Source organism: Streptomyces sp. NPDC096105 (genome assembly GCF_044763335.1).
GTDB lineage: Bacteria > Actinomycetota > Actinomycetes > Streptomycetales > Streptomycetaceae > Streptomyces.
Map to the genome: position 1 here is coordinate 164,263 of NZ_JBIWGC010000010.1, position 18,462 is coordinate 182,724.

Annotated in this window: 19 protein-coding genes; 6 read left to right on the forward strand and 13 right to left on the reverse strand. The window is 74.2% G+C overall.

Annotation, left to right across the window (positions count from 1 at the left end):
• Nucleotide 1 precedes the first annotated feature (1 nt).
• Complete coding sequence (locus ACIQ8B_RS18345; RefSeq protein ID WP_403547944.1) at nt 2-1,249, forward strand: cation:proton antiporter; 1,248 nt, start codon at nt 2-4, stop codon at nt 1,247-1,249.
• A 73-nt stretch (nt 1,250-1,322) separates the two neighbouring features.
• On the opposite strand, the gene ACIQ8B_RS18350 is transcribed toward ACIQ8B_RS18345, so the two are convergent.
• Nucleotides 1,323-2,396 (reverse strand): MerR family transcriptional regulator, encoded by a 1,074-nt coding sequence (locus ACIQ8B_RS18350; RefSeq protein WP_403547946.1) that lies wholly within the window; start codon nt 2,394-2,396, stop codon nt 1,323-1,325.
• A gap of 157 nt (nt 2,397-2,553) precedes the next feature.
• Here ACIQ8B_RS18350 and ACIQ8B_RS18355 point away from each other — a divergent pair, with 157 nt between their 5' ends.
• Entirely contained in the window at nt 2,554-2,889 is a 336-nt protein-coding gene (locus ACIQ8B_RS18355; RefSeq protein ID WP_290009272.1) for a hypothetical protein, read from the forward strand.
• On the opposite strand, the gene ACIQ8B_RS18360 is transcribed toward ACIQ8B_RS18355, so the two are convergent.
• The gene (locus ACIQ8B_RS18360) at nt 2,855-3,343 is read right to left on the reverse strand and encodes a bifunctional DNA primase/polymerase (protein ID WP_290009273.1); all 489 of its coding nucleotides are present in this window, start codon (nt 3,341-3,343) and stop codon (nt 2,855-2,857) included. The two genes, ACIQ8B_RS18355 and ACIQ8B_RS18360, sit on opposite strands and share 35 nt — an antisense overlap.
• A 185-nt stretch (nt 3,344-3,528) precedes the next feature.
• The gene (locus ACIQ8B_RS18365; protein WP_106415361.1) at nt 3,529-3,921 is read right to left on the reverse strand and encodes a DUF5997 family protein; all 393 of its coding nucleotides are present in this window, start codon (nt 3,919-3,921) and stop codon (nt 3,529-3,531) included.
• 58 nt (nt 3,922-3,979) lie between these two features.
• On the opposite strand from ACIQ8B_RS18365, the gene ACIQ8B_RS18370 reads away from it, so the two are divergent.
• The gene (locus tag ACIQ8B_RS18370; protein WP_403547949.1) at nt 3,980-4,741 is read left to right on the forward strand and encodes a LysR family substrate-binding domain-containing protein; all 762 of its coding nucleotides are present in this window, start codon (nt 3,980-3,982) and stop codon (nt 4,739-4,741) included.
• 19 nt (nt 4,742-4,760) lie between these two features.
• Here the strand turns inward: ACIQ8B_RS18370 and ACIQ8B_RS18375 are convergent, their stop codons facing one another.
• From ACIQ8B_RS18375 to ACIQ8B_RS18385, 3 genes are all read right to left on the reverse strand, one after another.
• Nucleotides 4,761-5,510: a DUF4142 domain-containing protein gene (locus ACIQ8B_RS18375; RefSeq protein WP_106415363.1), complete on the reverse strand. Its 750-nt coding sequence runs from the start codon at nt 5,508-5,510 to the stop codon at nt 4,761-4,763.
• A gap of 142 nt (nt 5,511-5,652) precedes the next feature.
• Nucleotides 5,653-6,348, reverse strand: coding sequence for an HAD family hydrolase (locus ACIQ8B_RS18380; RefSeq protein ID WP_403547951.1), 696 nt, complete (start codon nt 6,346-6,348; stop codon nt 5,653-5,655).
• A 19-nt stretch (nt 6,349-6,367) separates the two neighbouring features.
• Nucleotides 6,368-6,844 carry an Lrp/AsnC family transcriptional regulator gene (locus ACIQ8B_RS18385; RefSeq protein ID WP_403547953.1) on the reverse strand — a complete coding sequence of 159 codons (477 nt, stop codon included), beginning with the start codon at nt 6,842-6,844 and terminating at the stop codon, nt 6,368-6,370.
• A 203-nt stretch (nt 6,845-7,047) separates the two neighbouring features.
• Here ACIQ8B_RS18385 and ACIQ8B_RS18390 point away from each other — a divergent pair, with 203 nt between their 5' ends.
• The gene (locus ACIQ8B_RS18390; protein ID WP_403547955.1) at nt 7,048-8,535 is read left to right on the forward strand and encodes an FUSC family protein; all 1,488 of its coding nucleotides are present in this window, start codon (nt 7,048-7,050) and stop codon (nt 8,533-8,535) included.
• Between the two features lie 297 nt (nt 8,536-8,832).
• On the opposite strand, the gene ACIQ8B_RS18395 is transcribed toward ACIQ8B_RS18390, so the two are convergent.
• From ACIQ8B_RS18395 to ACIQ8B_RS18415, 5 genes are all read right to left on the reverse strand, one after another.
• Complete coding sequence (locus tag ACIQ8B_RS18395) at nt 8,833-9,756, reverse strand: sirohydrochlorin chelatase (RefSeq protein WP_403547957.1); 924 nt, start codon at nt 9,754-9,756, stop codon at nt 8,833-8,835.
• 84 nt (nt 9,757-9,840) lie between these two features.
• Nucleotides 9,841-10,848 (reverse strand): N-acetylglucosamine kinase, encoded by a 1,008-nt coding sequence (locus ACIQ8B_RS18400; RefSeq protein ID WP_403547959.1) that lies wholly within the window; start codon nt 10,846-10,848, stop codon nt 9,841-9,843.
• Nucleotides 10,845-11,522, reverse strand: a complete 678-nt coding sequence (locus ACIQ8B_RS18405; RefSeq protein ID WP_106415369.1) for a uracil-DNA glycosylase — start codon at nt 11,520-11,522, stop codon at nt 10,845-10,847. Before ACIQ8B_RS18405 ends, ACIQ8B_RS18400 begins: the two co-directional genes overlap by 4 nt.
• A 73-nt stretch (nt 11,523-11,595) precedes the next feature.
• On the reverse strand, nt 11,596-12,750 hold the full coding sequence (locus ACIQ8B_RS18410) for a WD40/YVTN/BNR-like repeat-containing protein (RefSeq protein ID WP_403547961.1): 1,155 nt from the start codon (nt 12,748-12,750) through the stop codon (nt 11,596-11,598).
• Nucleotides 12,751-12,876: 126 nt separating this feature from the next.
• Nucleotides 12,877-14,565: a DNA alkylation response protein gene (locus tag ACIQ8B_RS18415; RefSeq protein ID WP_403547963.1), complete on the reverse strand. Its 1,689-nt coding sequence runs from the start codon at nt 14,563-14,565 to the stop codon at nt 12,877-12,879.
• Between the two features lie 101 nt (nt 14,566-14,666).
• On the opposite strand from ACIQ8B_RS18415, the gene ACIQ8B_RS18420 reads away from it, so the two are divergent.
• Complete coding sequence (locus ACIQ8B_RS18420) at nt 14,667-15,431, forward strand: PaaX family transcriptional regulator C-terminal domain-containing protein (RefSeq protein WP_403547965.1); 765 nt, start codon at nt 14,667-14,669, stop codon at nt 15,429-15,431.
• 83 nt (nt 15,432-15,514) lie between these two features.
• Here the strand turns inward: ACIQ8B_RS18420 and ACIQ8B_RS18425 are convergent, their stop codons facing one another.
• Both ACIQ8B_RS18425 and ACIQ8B_RS18430 read right to left on the reverse strand, forming a co-directional pair.
• The gene (locus ACIQ8B_RS18425; RefSeq protein ID WP_403547967.1) at nt 15,515-16,318 is read right to left on the reverse strand and encodes a pectate lyase; all 804 of its coding nucleotides are present in this window, start codon (nt 16,316-16,318) and stop codon (nt 15,515-15,517) included.
• Nucleotides 16,319-16,583: 265 nt separating this feature from the next.
• A complete protein-coding gene (locus tag ACIQ8B_RS18430; protein ID WP_403547969.1) occupies nt 16,584-17,663 on the reverse strand; it encodes an NADH:flavin oxidoreductase/NADH oxidase in 1,080 nt (359 codons plus the stop codon).
• Nucleotides 17,664-17,786: 123 nt separating this feature from the next.
• On the opposite strand from ACIQ8B_RS18430, the gene ACIQ8B_RS18435 reads away from it, so the two are divergent.
• Nucleotides 17,787-18,140, forward strand: a complete 354-nt coding sequence (locus ACIQ8B_RS18435; RefSeq protein WP_403547971.1) for an ArsR/SmtB family transcription factor — start codon at nt 17,787-17,789, stop codon at nt 18,138-18,140.
• Nucleotides 18,141-18,462: the final 322 nt, after the last annotated feature.

The window sequence follows — 18,462 nt, forward strand, 5'->3', positions numbered from 1 at the left end:
CGTGCACTCTTCCGCGGTCTTCCTCATCGAGTTCGGCGCGATCATCCTCGGTCTCGGCCTGCTCGGTCGCCTCGCCGGACGCCTCCAGTTCTCGCCCATCCCCCTCTACCTGCTGGCCGGCCTCGCGTTCGGAGAGGGCGGCCTGCTGCCGCTCGGCGCCAGCGAGGAGTTCGTCGCGATCGGCGCCGAGATCGGCGTGATCCTCCTGCTGCTGATGCTCGGCCTCGAGTACACGGCCAGCGACCTCGTCTCCAACCTCAAGACGCAGTACCCCGCCGGTCTCGTCGACATGACGCTCAACGCCCTGCCCGGCGCCGCCCTCGCCCTGCTCATGGGCTGGGGCCCGGTCGCCGCCGTGGTGCTCGCGGGCGTCACCTGGATCTCCTCCTCCGGTGTCATCGCCAAGGTCCTCGGCGACCTCGGCCGGCTCGGCAACAGAGAGACCCCGGTCATCCTCAGCATCCTCGTGCTCGAGGACCTGGCGATGGCCGTCTACCTGCCGATCATCACCGCCCTGCTGGCCGGCGTCAGCCTCGCCGCGGGCAGCGTCACCCTCGCCATCGCGCTGGGTGTCGCCGGGCTCGTGCTCTTCGTCGCCGTCCGCTACGGACGCGTGATCTCCCGCTTCGTCTCCAGCGACGACCCGGAGAAGCTGCTGCTCGTCGTGCTCGGCCTGACCCTGCTGGTCGCCGGCATCGCCCAGGAGCTCCAGGTGTCGGCCGCCGTGGGCGCCTTCCTCGTCGGCATCGCCCTGTCCGGCGAGGTCGCGGAGGGCGCGCACAACCTGCTGGCGCCGCTGCGCGACCTGTTCGCCGCGGTGTTCTTCGTCTTCTTCGGCCTGCACACCGACCCGCAGTCCATCCCGCCGGTCATCCTGCCGGCGTTCGGCCTGGCCGTCGTCACCGCGCTGACGAAGATCGCCACCGGCTGGTGGGCGGCCCGCCGGGCCGGCATCTCGCCCAAGGGCCGCTGGCGCGCGGGCGGCGCCCTGGTGGCGCGCGGCGAGTTCTCCATCGTCATCGCGGGACTCGCGGTCACCGCCGGCATCGAGCCCCAGCTCGGCCCGCTGGCCACCGCGTACGTCCTGGTCCTGGTGGTGCTCGGCCCGCTCACCGCCCGCTACACCGAGCCGATCGCGATGCGCCTGGCCGGGCGTCGCACGCCCGCGCCCGACACCCTGCCGGCCCAGCACGGCACGCCCGCCGCGGAGACGCTGGAGCCGATGGAGGACAGCGGCCGCGACCGCTGAGCCCGTCTGCGCGTTCGGCCCGGACAGCCCGCGAGGGAGCTGTCCGGGCCGTCGTGCGTCGGGGGGCGGTGCCTCAGTCGGCCGGCCGCACCGGCATCAGCAGCGAGAACGTGTGCTCGTCCTCGGGGCGGCGGATCGCGAGCGGGGCCGTGGGGGCGCCGAACTCCAGGACGAGCCGGTCACCGGCCGCCGCGGCGAGCGCGTCCAGCAGGAACGCCCGGTTCACCGCCACGAGGTCCGGCGCGTCGGCGCCCTCCGGGGCCGGGGCGACCTCGCCGTCGCCCGAGACCGCCAGCACCGTCAGCTCGCACCGCGCGTCCCCGCCGTCCTCGTACGGCCGGACCGGACCCGAACGCACGGCCTCCGTGAACGCCGGCACGTCCACCTCGGCACGCCGCCCGGCGGGCAGCCGCACCAGGCGCCGGTAGTCGGGGAAGTCCTGTTCCAGACACCGGCCGCCGGTCTGCCGGTCACCGGCCTCCAGGGTCACGCGGCCGCCGTCCACGGCGAGGCGCACCTCGTCCTCGCCGTCCAGCAGCGCCCGCATCGCGTCGGCGAGGGGCAGCGGCACGGTCGCCTGCACCCGGCCGCCGTCGTGCCCGCCGACGGCGGTGCGTGCCACGGCCATCCGGTAGCGGTCGGTCGCCACCACGTGCAGCGCGTCGCCCTCGACGTCGAGGTGGACGCCGGCGAGCACCGGCAGCTCCGGGTCGGTGCCGGCCGCGAAACGGACCGCGTCCAGTGCGGCGGCCAGACCGGGGCCGGACACGGACAGCCGGGCGGCGGTGCGGGGTGAGGTCATGGGGTTCTCCCTGTCGTCGAGTAGGGCGCGGAGCGCGGAGAACTCGGCGCGGGCGGCCGACAGCCCCTCCTCCAGCCGGCGCAGATGCGCCTCGAGGAGCCGGCGCACGAGATCGGTGTCGGCGGCCGCCCAGCCGGCCAGGACCAGCCGGACGTCCGCCAGCGGCATCCCGGCGTGGCGGAGCCGGGCCAGCACCCGGGCCTCGTCCAGCTGCTCCGGCGCGTACCAGCGGTAGCCGGTGACCGGGTCGACCTGGTCGGGAACCAGGACCCCGGCACGGTCGTAGAACCGCAGGGCGCTGACGCCCAGCCCGCTCTCGCGGGCCGTCTCACCAATGCTGCGCATCTCGCTCTCCACACCTCGGACCCTGCCGCCTCGACAAGGTCGAGGGTCAAACCCCGCCCCCGCGACGCGTACGGCCGAGCGGGTGACGGCTTCACCCGCGGGGGCGGAGGCGAAGCCCACGGCGTACCACCGGCGCACGGCGGCGCGTTGCTCCGGCATGGACAGCACTGAGACGGCGCGGCGCCTTCTCGGGCACGACGCCGTGAGCCGGCCGTACGCGCGACTGACCGGGGGCCACCCGGCGAACACACCGATCTACGCGGAACTCGTCGCGGAGTGGCGGGCGAAGGGGCACACGGTCCCGGCGCACCGGGACGGACTGTGGGCGTCCTTCGCCGCCGCGACCGCGAGCGACCGCGGCCCGGCGCCCGCCGTGCCGTTCCGCGTCCCGGCCCTCCTGCCGGCTCCCGGGACGTCCGACGAGGAGAAGACGTCCGAGGAGGCGCCGGAGCCGGACGTCACCAGCAGTCCGGACGCGACGGATCCGCGCTGACCGGTGCGAGCACCGCGAGCGTACCGGCCGCCCGGCGCAGCGCCCGCTCGAGCGGCTCCGCCGCGTGCAGCGCCCCGGTGCCGTCCGGCGGGACCAGCCACTCCAGCCGCCCGGAGGGCCGGTACGGCGGCGGCACGGCCACCCAGGAGCCGCGCCCCACGTGCCGCACCCCGAATCCCACCCACTCGCTGTCCGGGTCGGGCGGCAGGAAGAAGCCCACGCGGCGTGCCGTGACGTCCACCAGCGTGGGTCCCGGCATCTCGAGCGGATCGCTCCAGAGCAGGTCCAGGGCCAGCAGCCCCAGACGGTCGGGAACGCTCAGCACGTCCCAGTACCGGCCCGCCGCGAGCAGGGCCGTCCCCGGGGCGCGGTCCCACCGGCGCTTGCACTCCTGCGGATCCGTGGCCGCCGCGGCCAGCCATTCGACGGCCTGTCTCCATCTGGTGTCGTGCATGTCCCACCCCGGGCACGGTCGGCGCGCCGCCAGGGGCGCGTGCGATAGCGCCACATGGTGGTGCATATATCTGTTCTCCGGAAGGGGTGGGACGGTGCCGGTTCCCGGCGAACGGGGAACGGAACCCGGACACCCCCGGGAACCGGGGACCCGGCCGGGGGTGTCCTGTGCCTGGGGAGCGGGTCTCAGTCGCCGCTCTCGGCGCTCTCGCCCTCACGCTTCTTCAGCCGGGCCGCCTCCTTGCGGACCTCGGCCTGGGTGGCGCGCTCCCGCTCCAGCCACTCGGGGCGCTCCTGCTTCAGCGCCTCGATCTGCTCGGTGGTGAGCGGCTCGGTCACCCCGGCGCGGGCCAGGCCGGAGATCGAGACGCCCAGCTTGGCCGCGACCACCGGGCGGGGGTGCGGGCCGTCGCGCCGCAGGTCCCGCAGCCACTGCGGGGGATCGGCCTGGAGCGCGTTCAGTTCCGCGCGCGAGACCACGCCCTCCCGGAACTCGGCGGGAGTGGCCTCGAGGTACACACCCAGCTTCTTCGCCGCGGTCGCGGGCTTCATCGTCTGGGTGCTCTGGTGCTGCGTCATGGCGTCCAGGGTATCGAGCGTGTGCACGGCCGCCGACCACGGCCGGTAACCTGGCCAGGTGACCGGCCCGGAAGTGTCCCCCTCGTTCCGCCTCGTGTACGTCCCCGGCGTGATGCCCGACAAATGGGTGCGGGTCTGGAACGAGCGGCAGCCCGACGTCCCGCTGACCCTCACCCAGGTGCCCGCGGGACCGGCGCACGGGATGCTGAGGGACGGCGAGGCCGACGCGGGGCTCGTCCGGCTCCCCGTCGACCGGACGGTGCTCAGCGCCATCCCCCTCTACACCGAGCGGACGGTCGTCGTGGTCCCCAAGGACCACCTGGTCACCGCCGCCGACTCGGTCACCGTCGAGGACCTCGCGGACGACATCGTGCTGCACCCCCTCGACGACGTGCTCGGCTGGGAGACCCTGCCGGGCCGCCCCGCCCTGGAACGCCCGGCCACCACCGCCGACGCGATCGAGCTGGTCGCCGCCGGGATCGGCGTGCTCGTGGCGCCCCTGTCGCTGGCCCGGCTGCACCACCGCAAGGACCTCACCCACCGCCCGCTGGAGGACGCGCCCGCCTCGAGCGTGGCGCTGGCCTGGCCCGAGGCGGCGACCACGGACCTGGTCGAGGACTTCATCGGCATCGTGCGCGGCCGGACCGTCAACAGCACCCGCGGCCGCCGGCCGCAGCCCGCGCAGGAGAAGAAGCCGGACAGGAAACAGGAGAGGAAGAAGGACGGGCCCGCCGCGCGCAACGCCGCCCGCGGCCGGCGGGGAACCGGCGGCGGAACGGCGAAGAACCCGCGGCGGGGCAAGCCCCGCCGCAGGTCCTGAACCGCGGGCCGCGAAGGCGTCAGCGCACCGTCCCCGAGGGCGACGGTGCCGGGGAGGCCGTGTTGAGGTCCTCCAGCTCCTTCGGGATCGGCAGGGCGAGCACCGGCGCGCCCGCCTGCGGCGCCGGCGGCGTCACCTGCTCGCGCGGCAGCTTCGGCGGGCTGGTCTGCTGGAAGTTGACCTGCTCGTGATTGACCAGGCCGGTCCTCTCCAGCACCGTGATGTGGTCCAGCACGGTGTCGTTGGCCTGGTCGGCGAGCTGCCGGACCAGCGTGTTGCGGGTGTTCGCCCGGATCTTGGCGATCACGGGGAAGATCTGCCCGTGCGTCACCCGCATGATGTTCACGGCCGTGGAGTCGAACTCCTTGCCGTTGGTGGCCTTCACCGTCTCCACGAACCCCTGCTGCTGCGGCGACGCCTGGTTCGGCAGCGTGATGCCGAGCTCCAGCGCGATCCTGCGGCAGCTGGCGTCCAGCCGGCCGTGCCCGACCACCAGGTGCTCGCCCGCCTCCTTCATCTCCGGCGTCGTACCGCGCTCCATCGCCAGCAGTCCCAGGGGGTGCTCCCACAGTCCGGCCGCGCGCACCTTCACCACGAAGTCGCGGTCCTCCTCCGTCAGGGGGCCGTAGTTCGTGTTGGCCACCACCCGGTCCTGCTTGGTGGATGTGGTCTGTACGCCCAGCATGGTGGGATAGGCGAGCGCGGTGAGGGTCAGGATCATGGCTCCGCCCACGAACGCGGTTCCTGCCGTGCTGCGCGAGAAGCGCATCGTGCCTCCTGGGTTGAGAACGGCCCAACACCAGGAAGTACGGACGGGGAGCGCGTAACAATCACCCTCCGGGAAAGAATTTCCGGCCGCTTCGGACAGCGGGGCCTCGGTACGGCTCTCCACGGCTCCGGGCCGGCACCGGTCAGGTCCTCCGGCGGGCGGCGGCCAGCCAGTCCCAGGCCGCCCGCGCCGTGAACTCCGCCTGGCCGCCGCGCAGCAGCAGGTCCGCCGTGGCGAACTCCGGTGCGCCGGCCTGCGCGGCCACGTAGGGGACGGCGACGCAGCGCATCCCGGCCGCGTGCGCGGCGGCAGCGCCCGGTGCCGCGTCCTCGACCACCACGCAGTCCGCCGGGTCCGCGCCGAGCCGCCGCGCCGCCTCCAGGAACACGTCGGGGGCCGGCTTGCCACGGGCGACCTCGTCGGCCGACACGACGGTCCGCAGATACGCGTCCAGCCCGGTGCCGGCGAGGATCGTGCCGATCGCCTCGGCCGAGGAACCCGACGCCACGGCCATCGGGACGCCCTCGCCCGCCAGCCGCTCCACGAACGCGCGCATCTCGGGGAACACCGTCGTCTTCGTCCGGGCCAGCTCCAGGTAGTGGCGGTTCTTGACCGCGGCCAGCTCGTCCACCGACGCGGACAGGACGTAGCGGCGACGCCAGTCGGCGATCGTCTCGCGGGTGCTGATGCCGACGTAGCGCTCGTGCTCCTCCCACGTGAAGTCCGGGACGCCGTACTCCTCGAGCGTGCGGCGTCCCGCCTCGTAATAGTTCGGCTCGCTGTCCACGAGTGTTCCGTCGAGATCGAAGACGACCGAGAGGGTGCCGAGTGAGCTCATGCGTCCAGCATGGCAGGGCCTAGGCGCGCGCCGACCGGCCGATCGACTCCACCAGCGGCAGCAGACGGTGCGGCACCCGCTCCCGCAGTGCCACCTCGGTACGGGTGCGGACCACGCCGGGCAGTCCGATCAGCTTCTGGATGACGTCCTCCAGATGGGCGTTGTCACGGGCCACCACCCGGGTCAGCAGGTCGCCGCCGCCCGTGATGGAGAACGCCTCCACGATCTCCGGCACCGCGGCCAGCGCGTCCCCCACCTCGTCGAGGTGCCCCTGGGTGACCTCGATGTGCACGAACGCCAGCACGGGGTGGCCCAGCGCGGCGGGGGAGAGGGCGGGGGCGGTGCCGGTGATCACGCCGTCGCGCTCCATGCGGTCGAGCCGCGCCTGGAGCGTGCCGCGCGCCACGCCGAGGATCCGCGCGTACTCACGCACGCTCGTGCGCGGCTGCTCCAGCAGCAGCCGCAGGATGTGGGTGTCGAGTTCGTCCACGGCCACGGGGTCGTCGCTCCGGAGTCGGCCATTGGCATGGAGATGGCCGAAGGAATGCCGAAAACACTGTACCAATGGCCCATTCAACCGGATGCCAGTTGAGCCACTGGCGGGGGAGGTGCTGATATGGGTGCGTCGATGGCGCTGCGGACCCGCGGCGCCTTTTTCATGCCACGACACATGTCGTACGAGATGCCAGGGGGCGGTAGGTGCTGAAGAAGGTGTTCATGGCTCCGGATCCGGGACGGATCCGGCTGCGGTTCGCGACGCGGGCCGTGCTCGGCATCGGGCTGGCCGTCGTCGCCTGCGGGCTCGCCGGGCACTCGCTCACCGGCACGATCACCGGCGGGCTCGCCGCGCTCCTCGCCCTGTTCACCGTCACCGACGCCACCGTCCGCGGGCAGGCCGTCACCACGGCCCTCCTGCCCGCCGCCGGCCTGCCCGTGCTGGCCGTCGCCGCGGCGCTCCAGGACCATGCGGTGGCCCGGGACATCGTCTTCCTCGCCGTGGTCGGGCTCGGCGTGTACGCCAGGCGCTGGGGGCCACGCGGGCACAGCCTCGGCATCTTCGCCTTCATGACCTTCTTCGCGGCGCAGTTCCTGCACGCGAGGGTCGGTCAGCTCGCCGAGCTGTCCGCCTCCGTGCTGCTGTCCGTGGCGACCGCGGGCGCGGTGCGCTTCGGGCTGTGGTGCTACGAGCGGCGGCTGCCCCCGGCGGTCGTGCCCGCCCCGCCCGGCGGCACCGGGCTGGCCCGCATCACCACCCGCCAGGCGGTCCAGGCGACGGCCGGCGCGGGCTTCGCCCTGCTCGTGGGCCAGCTGGTGTCCGCAGAGCGGTGGTACTGGGCCGTCGGCGCCACCTGGTGGGCGTTCGTCAACACCACCTCGCGCGGCGAGACCCTGGTGCGCGGCTTCCGCCGCGTGCTCGGCACGGTCATCGGCGCCGGGCTCGCCCTGTCGGTCGCCGTCCCCGCGCACGGCGACGGCGCGGTCACCGCCCTCGTCGTCGCCGTCTCCGTCTTCGGCATCTTCTACACGGCGGCCCTCTCGTACACCTGGATGATGCTCTGGGTGACGGTCCTCGCCGCCATGCTCTACGGCCTGCTGGGCGTGCTCACCCCGTCCCTGCTGGCCCTGCGCATGGCGGAGACCGGCGTGGGCGCGCTCGGCGCGGCGCTGGCGGTGGTCTTCGTCCTGCCCGTGTCCACGCACAGCGTCACCGACGCGTGGATCCAGCGGGCGCTGCGCTGCGTGCACGCCTGCACGGCGCAGACGGCCGCGCGGCTGGCCGGCGACCCGGACGCGGACCCGGCGCCCTCGGTGGCGGAACTGGAACAGCTCCTCGCCCGGGTACGCCTGTCGGTGGCGCCCCTCGTGCACCCGCTGAACCCGATGCTCGGCCGCAAGCGGCGGGCCCGCCGGGTGCTGGCGCTGCTCGACGACTGCGCACGCGAGATCCGCGGCCTGGTCGCCGTGGCCGCCGACCCGGAGGCCTCGCACGACGCCCGCCTGGCGGCGGCCTGCTGGCGCGTCGAGGCAGCGGTGGAGGCCCTCACGGCGGGCCGCGACATAGAGCTGCGCACCGTGCCCTCCGCGACGGAACCGGCCCTGGTCCACCTCCACACCCTGGAACGCACCCTCGCGGAACTCTCGACGCCCCTCCGGACGCCGTCGGGCTCACCACTGGTGGGCGCGTGAGCACGGGAAGGGCTGCCGGCTGACCTGACGCACGGGCGCGGCAAGGCCTGCGGGCGGGCCACCCGCCCGGGCAGGCGCAGGGGGCATCCGCTGGTCAGCGCATCCGGGGAGGCGCGCTGGCCGCGCCGCCGGGTGGACTGGTCACGGCGTGCCGTCCGGTCCCGGCGGCCCCGGGTGAGCCGCCAACCCGCTCTCTCCGCCCGGTCACAGCCCGGCCGCCGCTCCCCGTACGCCAAAGGGCCCGCTCCGGATGACCGGAGCGGGCCCTTCAGGCGTCCTGCGAGAGGGTCGCCCGCGTCAGCGGGCCGGGGCGCTCTGGGGCTGCTGCGGGGCGATGCCCAGGGCGGTCGTGTACCTGGCCAGGGCCAGTTTGCCGATGGCCGGGTAGGGGCCGAGCGGCTCGGACGCGGGGCACTCCGCTTCCTTCGCGGCCTCTTCGACGAGCGAGGCGTCGATCTCCGGGCCGATCAGGTACGGCGCCAGCGCCAGCTGCTGCGAACCGGCGTTGCGCAGCTGCTCGGCCACGGAGGCGATGGAGCCCTCCTGGTCGAGGGCGGCGGCCATCACCGGCACGGCGAGGCGCGCGGCGAGCAGCATGCCGGTGATACCGGCCGCCTGCACCGCCTCGTCGCCGCCCACGGAGGCCAGGATGATGCCGTCCGCGGCGGTGGCCACGGTGAACAGGCGGGCGCGGTCGGCGCGGGCCAGACCCGCCTCGGAGAGCCGCACGTGCAGCGCCTCGGCGAGCAGCGGGTGCGGGCCGAGGACGTCGGTCAGCTCGGTGGCGACGCGGCTGTCCATGACGGCCTGGCGGATCTGGCGCAGCAGCGCGCTGTCCGGGCCGGCGAGCAGCGGCACGACGACGGCGACCGGGCCGTCGGGCTCCTTGACGTCGGAACCGGTGGCACGCGCCTGCTGGTAGCGGGCCGTGCGCTCCTCGGCCGCGTGCGCGAGGACGGAGGCCAGCGAGGGGGAATCCTCGTCGCTCCCGTCGAGGTAACCGATCCGGGCGTCGAGACCGGGCAGCTCGGAGCGTGCGATGCTCACGACCTCGTCGGCGAGCGAGCGGGCGGCACTACTGGGCGTACCCGGCACGGCGAGGACGAGCGCGGGCGCGCCCTCGGGAGCCACCAGGGGTTCGGGACGGCGGTGCCGTCCGGGCTGGCGGGGGCGCGGCATTCGTACGGGCAGGCCGGACGCGGGCCCAGTGGGGGTGCTCATGCTGCGGCATGTTAGTGGCTTCCGGTGGTCTCCTGTTCGGGGAGGGGGCGGGTGAGCGGTATCCGTCCGGTTTTGTCGGATGAGTTACGTACGGGTGTCGGTCGTGAGGGTGACGTCCGTTCCCCTCGTGCTCGTCACGCACAGCATCCTCTCGTCACCCGGAAGAGCGAGAGGACCAGCGGAAAGGTCCTCGGCGATCCGCACCGCCCCGTGCAGCGGATCGCCCTCGGCGGGGACCCGCCGCGCGCGGGGCAGCAGCTCCGCCAGCCGCTCGTCCAGCGGCGCCAGCACCACCTCGCCCAGCCCGAACAGACCGCCGGTGCAGCCCACCACGGGCGCGCCGTCCGCCGGGCACACCGCTGCCGCCGAGTCGGCCATGTGCCGGGCCGCCGTCCGCACGATGTCCACGGCCACCGGGTCCCCGCCCGCCGCGCACGCGCCCACGCGCGGGGCGAACGAGGCGAGCACCGCCGCCCGGTCGGCGCGCGGGTACACCTGCCCCGGCAGTCCGGTCACCGGGCCGAACATCTCCTCCGCGTCCGCCAGCAGCCGCGCCGAACCACCGTGCCGCCCGTCGTGCGCGCGCAGTGCCGCCTCCAGGCCCGCCCGGCCGATCCACGCCCCGCCGCCGCAGTCGCCGAGCAGGTGGCCCCAGCCGTCCGCCCGCCGCCAGCCGGCCAGATCGGTGCCGATCGCGATCAGCCCCGTGCCCGCCGCGATCACCGCTCCGGGCCGCGGCCCGAGCGCGCCCACGTACGCCGTGACCGCGTCGGCCGCCAGCGCCGCCCGTGTGACGCCCAGTTCGCGGGCGAGCCCGCCCGGCAGCTCCGCGCGCAGCGCGTCCCCCAGACTGGCCATCCCCGCCGCGCCGATCGCGGCCGTGTCCAGCCGCTCCAGCCCCGCCTCGGCGCACAACGCCCGCGCCATCGGCACCAGTTGCTCCATGAGGTGACCCGGGTCGAGTCCCCGCTCGCCGGTGCGCACCGGCACGTCCGAGGAGGCCCGGGCCAGCGGGCCGCGCCCGGACGCCCCGACGACGGCCCGCAGCCCGGAGCCTCCGGAGTCCACGGCGAGGTAGCCGGCTCCGGTCACGGCAGGCGCCAGTCCACCGGCTGCCCGCCCTGACGGATCAACAGGTCGTTGGCCCGGCTGAACGGGCGGGAGCCGAAGAACCCGCGGTCGGCGGACATCGGCGACGGGTGTGCCGATTCCACGGCCGGCAGATCACCCAGCATCGGGCGGCAGTTGCGGGCGTCGCGTCCCCACAGGATGGAGACCAGCGGCTTGCCGCGTGCGGCCAGCGCGCGTATCGCCTGCTCGGTGACCTCCTCCCAGCCCTTGCCCCGGTGGGCGGCCGGCTTGCGCGGGGCCGTCGTCAGCGCCCTGTTGAGCAGCAGCACGCCCTGCTCGGTCCACGGGGTGAGGTCGCCGTTCGACGGCTGGGGCAGGCCGAGGTCGCTGTTCAGCTCGCGGAAGATGTTGATCAGGCTGCCGGGGAGGGGACGTACGTCCGGGGCGACGGAGAAGCTCAGGCCCACCGCGTGCCCCGGGGTGGGGTAGGGGTCCTGCCCGACGATCAGGACGCGTACCTCGTCGAAGGGCTGCTGGAAGGCCCGCAGGACGTTCGCCCCCGCCGGGAGGTAGGTGCGTCCCGCGGCGATCTCCGCGCGGAGGAAGTCCCCCATCGCGGCGATCCGCCCCGCCACCGGTTCGAGGGCCTTCGCCCAGCCCGCTTCGACGATTTCGTTCAAGGGTCGTGGTGCCACGGGCGTCACCCTACTGCCGTGTCGACAGCGGCTATCAACCCGTGGCCCGGACCCGGCGGGATCCGCCCGGACCTCATCCGACGACCGCCGCCCGCACGCACAGCACGTCCGGCAGGTGGGCGGCCAGCTGCTCCCAGCTGTCGCCGTCGTCCGCGGACGCGTACACCTCGCCGTTGCGGTTGCCGAAGTAGACGCCCGCAGGGTCGGCGTCGTCGCTGCACATCGCGTCGCGCAGCACCGTGCCGTAGTGGTCCTCCCGCGGCAGCCCCGCCGACAGCGGCTCCCAGCTCCGTCCCGCGTCCCCGGTCCGGTAGACACGACAGCGCCGGCCGGCCGGGACCCGGTCGGAGTCGGCGTTGATCGGGAACACGTAGGCCGTGTCGCCGCGGTGGGGGTGCGTCACCATGGTGAACCCGAACGTCGAGGGGAGTCCCTCGCCGATGTCCGTCCAGTGGGCGCCGGTGTCGTCACTGCGGTAGACCCCCCAGTGGTTCTGCAGGAACAGCCGGTCCGGGTCCGCCGCGTCTCGGGCGATCTTGTGCACGCACTGCCCGAACTCCGGGTCGGGATCCGGCAGGAACACCGCGGACACCCCGGAGTTGGACGGCGCCCAGCTCGCGCCGCCGTCCAGGGTGCGGAACACGCCCGCCGTGGAGACGGCCACCGTGACCGCCCGCGGGTCGCGCGCGTCGGTCAGCACGGTGTGCAGGCCCTCACCGCCGCCGCCCGGCATCCACTTCGAGCGCGTGGGATGCTCCCACAGCGGCCTGACCAGCTCGAAGGACTCGCCGCGGTCCTCCGAGCGGTACAGCGCGGCCGGCTCCGTGCCCGCGTACACCACGTCCGGTTCGGCGGCGGCCGGGTGCAGCTGCCACACCCGCTCCAGCGACGCTCCGGTGTCCGGTGGGAACTTGACGGCCGGGCGGGCCGGTTCGGTCCAGGTGCGGCCCAGGTCGTCGGAGTGGAACACCGACGGGCCCCAGTGCGCGCTGTCCCCGCCGGCCAGCAGCCGGGGGCTCGGCCCCCGGGTGTCGATCGCGACCGAGTACACGGCCTGCGCCTTGAAGCAGGGCTCTTCGTCGAACTCCCAGGAGCCGCCTCGCCGGCGCCCGATGAACAGGCCCTTGCGGGTGCCCACGGCGAGCAGTACCTCGGTCATGCCGATCACCTCCGTGACATCGTCTTCGACGTCCTCGATCAGGACACCGGCCAGTGTGCACCCCACCACTGACAGTCACCGTCGGGCGCGGCATGACCGCAGGTCACGGCGGTGCGGCGGACCTCACGGAGCCCCACGGCGGGAGACCTGGCGTCCTCCGCCCGCTCGACAGGGCGCGCGGAGGACGCCCCCGCCTCACTCCCGCCCCGGCAGCGCCCGCTCCAGGATCGCGTCCAGACCGGCCCCCGCCGGCAGCGTGCCGAAGGCGTGCCCCCAGTCGCCGCCGAGCCGCGTCGCGCAGAAGGCGTCGGCGACCGCGGCCGGGGCGTGTCGCACGAGCAGCGACGCCTGCAGCGTCAGCGCCATCCGCTCCACCGGGCGGCGGGCCGTCACCGGCGACCCCTCGGCCAGCTGGTCCTTCAGCCCGGCCACGGCCGCGTCCAGCCGGGCGTCCGCGCCACGGGTCAGGGACAGTTCGTCGAACAGCGCCTGCGCGGTCGCCGGGTCCCGGCCGAGGGCCCGCAGCACGTCAAGGGCGTTGACGTTGCCCGAGCCCTCCCAGATCGACAGCAGCGGCGCCTCCCGGTAGTGCCGGGGCATGCCCGAGTCCTCGACGTACCCGTTGCCGCCCAGGCACTCCAGCGCCTCGGCGGTGAAGGCCGGGCCCCGCTTGGTGACCCAGTACTTGCCGGCCGCCGTCGCGATGCGCCGGAACGCGGCCTCCCCGGCGTCCCCGCGCACCGCGCGGTCCGCCGCACCGGCCAGCCGCAGGGTGAGCGTCGTGGCGGCCTCGGACTCCAGCGCGAGGTCGGCCAGTACGTTGCGCATGAGCGGCTGGTCCACCAGACGCGCCCCGAAGGCGCTGCGGTGCCGCGCGTGGTGGCCCGCCTCGACGAGCGTCTTGCGCATCAGGGCCGCCGACATCATCACGCAGTCCAGACGCGTGCAGTTGACCATCTCGATGATGGTCTTCACGCCCTGCCCCTCGGGCCCGACCAGCCAGGCCACCGTCCCGTCGAACTCCGGCTCGGAGGAGGCGTTGGAGCGGTTGCCCAGCTTGTCCTTGAGGCGCTGGATGCGGAAAGTGTTGCGGGTGCCGTCGGGCAGCACCCGCGGCACGAGGAAGCAGGACAGCCCGCCCGGCGCCCGGGCCAGCACCAGGAAGACGTCGCACATCGGCGCCGAGGTGAACCACTTGTGGCCGCGCAGGGTGTACACACCCGGCTCGGCGGTCGGCGTGGCGGACGTGGTGTTCGTGCGGACGTCGGAGCCGCCCTGTTTCTCCGTCATCCCCATGCCGGCCAGCAGTCCGCGCTTCTCGGCCGGCACGCGCAGCCCGGGGTCGTACTCGCGGCTGGTCAGCAGCGGCTCGTAGATCCTCGCCAGCTCGGGCTGCTTGCGCAGGACGGGAATCGCCGCGTACGTCATGGACGTCGGGCAGCCGTGCCCGGCGTCGGTGTGGCCCCACACCAGTCCGCCGGCCGTGCGCGCCACGTGCGCGCCGGGCCGGTCGTCGGCCCAGGGCGCGCCGGCCAGCCCCTCGGCGACGGCCGTGCGCATCAGGTGGTGCCAGCTCGGGTGGAAGTCGACCTCGTCGACGCGGTGCCCGTACCGGTCGTGGGTACGCAGCTCGGGCTCGTGGCGGTTGGCCTGCTCGGCCCACTCCTGCGCCTCCTCGCTGCCCGCCGCCCGTCCCAGTCGGCGCAAATCCTCCTCCGCCCAGCCGGCGCCCTCCCGCCGCGCCCCTTCGAGCAGGGCGACGTCGTCGGAGGCGTCGTACGGGGCCGGGGGAGGGGGCTGGTTGGTGACGTCGTGCGTGGCGCCGCCGGCGACGCCGAGTCCGTACGGGGTCCGCCGCGACTCGTCCGTGCGCGTGAGGGTCATGACTGAGTGTTGCACTATTCCTGCGGTCGCATCAATAGTGCAACGCGCAGGGGCGTCGCTCTCGGGCGGGCCTCAGGAGCGAGGGCCTAAAGTACGACCCCATGAGCGGCGACGACCCGGCGGAGCCGGCACCGGAAGAACCGCGGCTGCGCCCCCTCTCCGCGAGGTCGGTCGTCCTCAGCCTGCTGCTGGGCACGCACCCGCCGGAGCTGCCGGCGCGGGAGCTCGGGCGGCTGCTGGAGGGCTTCGACGTCGGCGGATCGACGCTGCGGGCGGCGCTCAGCCGGATGGTCGCCGCCGGGGACCTGCGCCGTACGGGCACCGGCTACCGCCTCAGCGACCGGCTGCTGGACCGCCAGTGCCGCCAGGACGAGTCCGTGCGGCCGCGCACCCGCGCGTGGGACGGGGACTGGGAGCTGGTGGTCGTCACCGCGAGCGGGCGCGGCCCGGCCGACCGGGCGGAGCTGCGCACACGGCTGGCCGGCCTGCGCCTCGCCGAGCTGCGCGAGGGGGTGTGGCTGCGCCCGGCCAACCTGGACCGCCCGCTGCCCGCCGCGCTCGACGAGGCGGCCGAACGCGGTACGACCCGCCCCGCGCGGCCCGCCGCCGAACTCGCCGCACGGCTCTGGCCGTTGGACGCCTGGTCGGACGAGGCCCGCGCGCTGCTCGGGCACGTCGGGCACACTGGGCGTCCGGCCGAGCGGCTGACCCTGTTCGCGGCCGTGGTGCGCCACCTGCTGGCCGACCCCGTGCTGCCCGCGCCTCTGCTGCCACCGGACTGGCCGGGCGACGCACTGCGGGCCGCGTACGCGGACTACCGGCGAGAGCTGGAAGGCGAGGTGCGCACGCTGGTGGACGGGTCCTGACCGCGCGCGGGCGGAGGCGCGGAGGCCGGCGGCCGTAGGGGGCGCCACGCGGGACGCCCCCTACGGCCGCTGCCCGTGGGGGGCTACCGGTAGGTGATGTCGGACGAGCTGTACTTGCAGTGCGTGCCGTCGGGGCCGGAGCCGTTGCCGCTCGGCTCCTTGCCGGTGTTGTTGCCGATGTACTTCTGGCACGGCACGATCTTCTTGCCGCTGTCGCCGACGATCGTGATGTTCCGCAGGGTCGCGCTGTCGCCGTAGTTGGTGTTGATGCCGGCGATGCGGCCGCCCTTCCAGGTCACCTCGATGGAGTTGAGGTTGATCGTCCGCTTGTACTGCGTGGAGCAGTTGCCGCAGGAGCGGACGAAGGTGCCGAAGTTCTGGACGGCGAAGCCGGACACGTTCAGCGTGCCCGCGCCGTTGAACTGGAAGACCTTGTCGCCGGCCTCCTTGGCGCCGCCGCCGCTGACGGTGTAGACCGCGCCGGACGACTTGCCCTTGAAGGTGGCCGCGTCCTCGCCGACGTCCTCCCACCAGACGTTCTGCAGCGTGCAGGAGCCCTCGCAGTGGATGCCGTCGGCGGCGGGGGCGCCGAGGATCACGTTCTTGAGGACCGCGCCGTCGGCCAGCTTCAGGATCGGACCCTGGTCCTCGTCCTGGCCGCCGGAGCCCAGGTCGCCGGTGCCGTACAGGCGTTTCATCCCGTAGTCCTTGGTGCCGGACACGGAGATGGTGGAGGAGACGCCCTGGCTGCCGTTGGGGGCCGGCCAGGACGCGGCCTGCGCGGACGGAGCCGCGGTGGTCAGGATCATGCCAACCGAAAGGCCGAGGGCGGCGAGCGTGCCGGTCAGTGCGCGCCCGCGGGCGCGCGGTCGTGTCGCGGATGTCATGCCGTTCCTTCTGTCGTGGTGTGGGGGTGCAGGGCCAGGTGGCGCCCTGTGGGTGAACGACGTTCACGGAGGTGCACGACGCGCGGGCCGCTTCCGCCCAGCGGTCGCGGCACGGTCACGCCGATGAACGGAACGTAGAGGGAAAGCGCTTTCTGGTCAACGCCTCGCGTGGTTCCTGTTCGGCCAGGGACGACAGACGCCGACGGCCCGGAAGCCCGCGAGGGGTTTCCGGGCCGCCGGCGCGGCACGGCGGGTGGGGAACAGGTCAGACGGAGAGGTGGTACTGGTCCGGCACGCGGACCTCGGCGCCCAGCTCGCGGGCGGCCCGGCGGGCCCAGGAGGGGTCGCGCAGCAGCTCACGGCCCAGCAGTACGGCGTCCGCCTCGCCTCCCGCGAGGATCTTCTCCGCCTGCCCGGCGTCCGTGATCAGACCCACGGCGGCGACCGGCATCGGCGTCTCCCGGCGCACCCGCGCGGCGAACGGCACCTGGTAGCCGGGGCCCGTGGGGATGCGGACGCCGGGGGAGTTGCCGCCGGTGGAGACGTCGAGCAGGTCGACGCCCCGCTGGTGCAGGCCGGCGGCGAGGCGCACGGTGTCGTCCGGGGTCCAGCCGGCCGCGTCCAGCCAGTCCGTGGCGGAGACGCGGAAGAACAGCGGCTTGTCGTCCGGCCACTCCTCACGCACGGCGTCCACCACCTCGAACGCGAACCGCGTCCGGTTCTCGTACGAACCGCCGTAGGCGTCGGTGCGGTGGTTGGAGTGCGGGGAGAGGAACTCGTTGATCAGGTAGCCGTGCGCGCCGTGGATCTCGGCGATCTCGAAACCGGCGGCGAGGGCCCGGCGGGCGGCCGCACGGAACTGGTCCACGATCTCTCGTATCCGCTCCGTGCTCAGTTCGTCCGGCACCTGGTGGCGCTCGCTGAAGGCCACCGCGCTGGGCGCGACCGGCCGCCAGGCACGGTCCGCCGGTCCGAGCGGCGCCCCGCCCTTCCAGGGCCGGTCGGTCGCCGCCTTGCGTCCGGCGTGCGCGAGCTGGACGGCCGGCACGGTGCCCTGCTGGGTGAGGAAGCGGGTGATCCGGCGGAACGCCTCGACCTGCGTGTCGTTCCAGAGCCCGAGGTCGTACGGGGAGATGCGGCCCTCCGGCGACACCGCCGTGGCCTCGACGACGATCAGCCCGGTGCCGCCGGTGGCGCGGGCGGCGTAGTGCGCGAAGTGCCAGTCGTTCGGCGCACCGGCCTCCGGGCCGTCCGGCGCGGCCGAGTACTGGCACATCGGCGCCATCCACACGCGGTTGGGGATCGTCAGGGCGCGCAGGGTGTACGGCTCGAAGAGCGTGCTCACGATGGGCTCCATTCGGCGGAGACGGCGGGTGTGCGGCTCGTACGATAGCCGTCGTAGTACGGCGAATGTCAAACTACGAAGGTTCTCGTACAATGAGGGCTCCCGGAGCACCATGGAGCCGCCGTGACGACCGTCCTTCCCAGCCGCCGCGTCCTGCCCCACCCCGCGCGGGACGAGATCCGGCTGGACTCGGTGCTGCACGCGCTGTCCGATCCCGTCCGGATGCGCATCGTCAGCGAACTCGCGGACGCCGAGGCCGCGTTGTCCTGCTCCCACTTCGACCTCCCGGTCACCAAGTCGACCACCACGCACCACTTCCGCGTGCTGCGCGAGAGCGGTGTGATCCAGCAGGTCTACGAGGGCACCGCCAAGATGAACGGCCTGCGCCGCGAGGACCTGGACGCCCTGTTCCCGGGCCTCCTCGACGCCCTCCTCACCGCGGCGAGCCACCAGGCGACGCGCGACGCGCGGTCCTGACGCGCCGGCCGCGCGCGGTCGGCCGGTCTTCCCGGAGGCGGCGGCGCCCAGGCGCTCCCAAGACCCTGACAGGTGTGCGCAGCAGGTTCTCGGCCTCCCTCGCCGTCAGGTGGCCGATGAGGACGTGACGGGGGAGGCCGTCGGTGCGTGCGAGCAGCGTACGGGTCTCGCGCGCCGCGCCGGCCGGGGAGGCGTCCCCGCCGTCCGGGCCGCTCGCGGCCGCCTCCGTGACGAGGCGGACAGGCCTGCGGAGCCGCGCAGCCTGCTCCTCGTCAGGGCGGCCGGCGGCGCGCTGACGACGGTCCGGCGGCGCCTGCTCCCG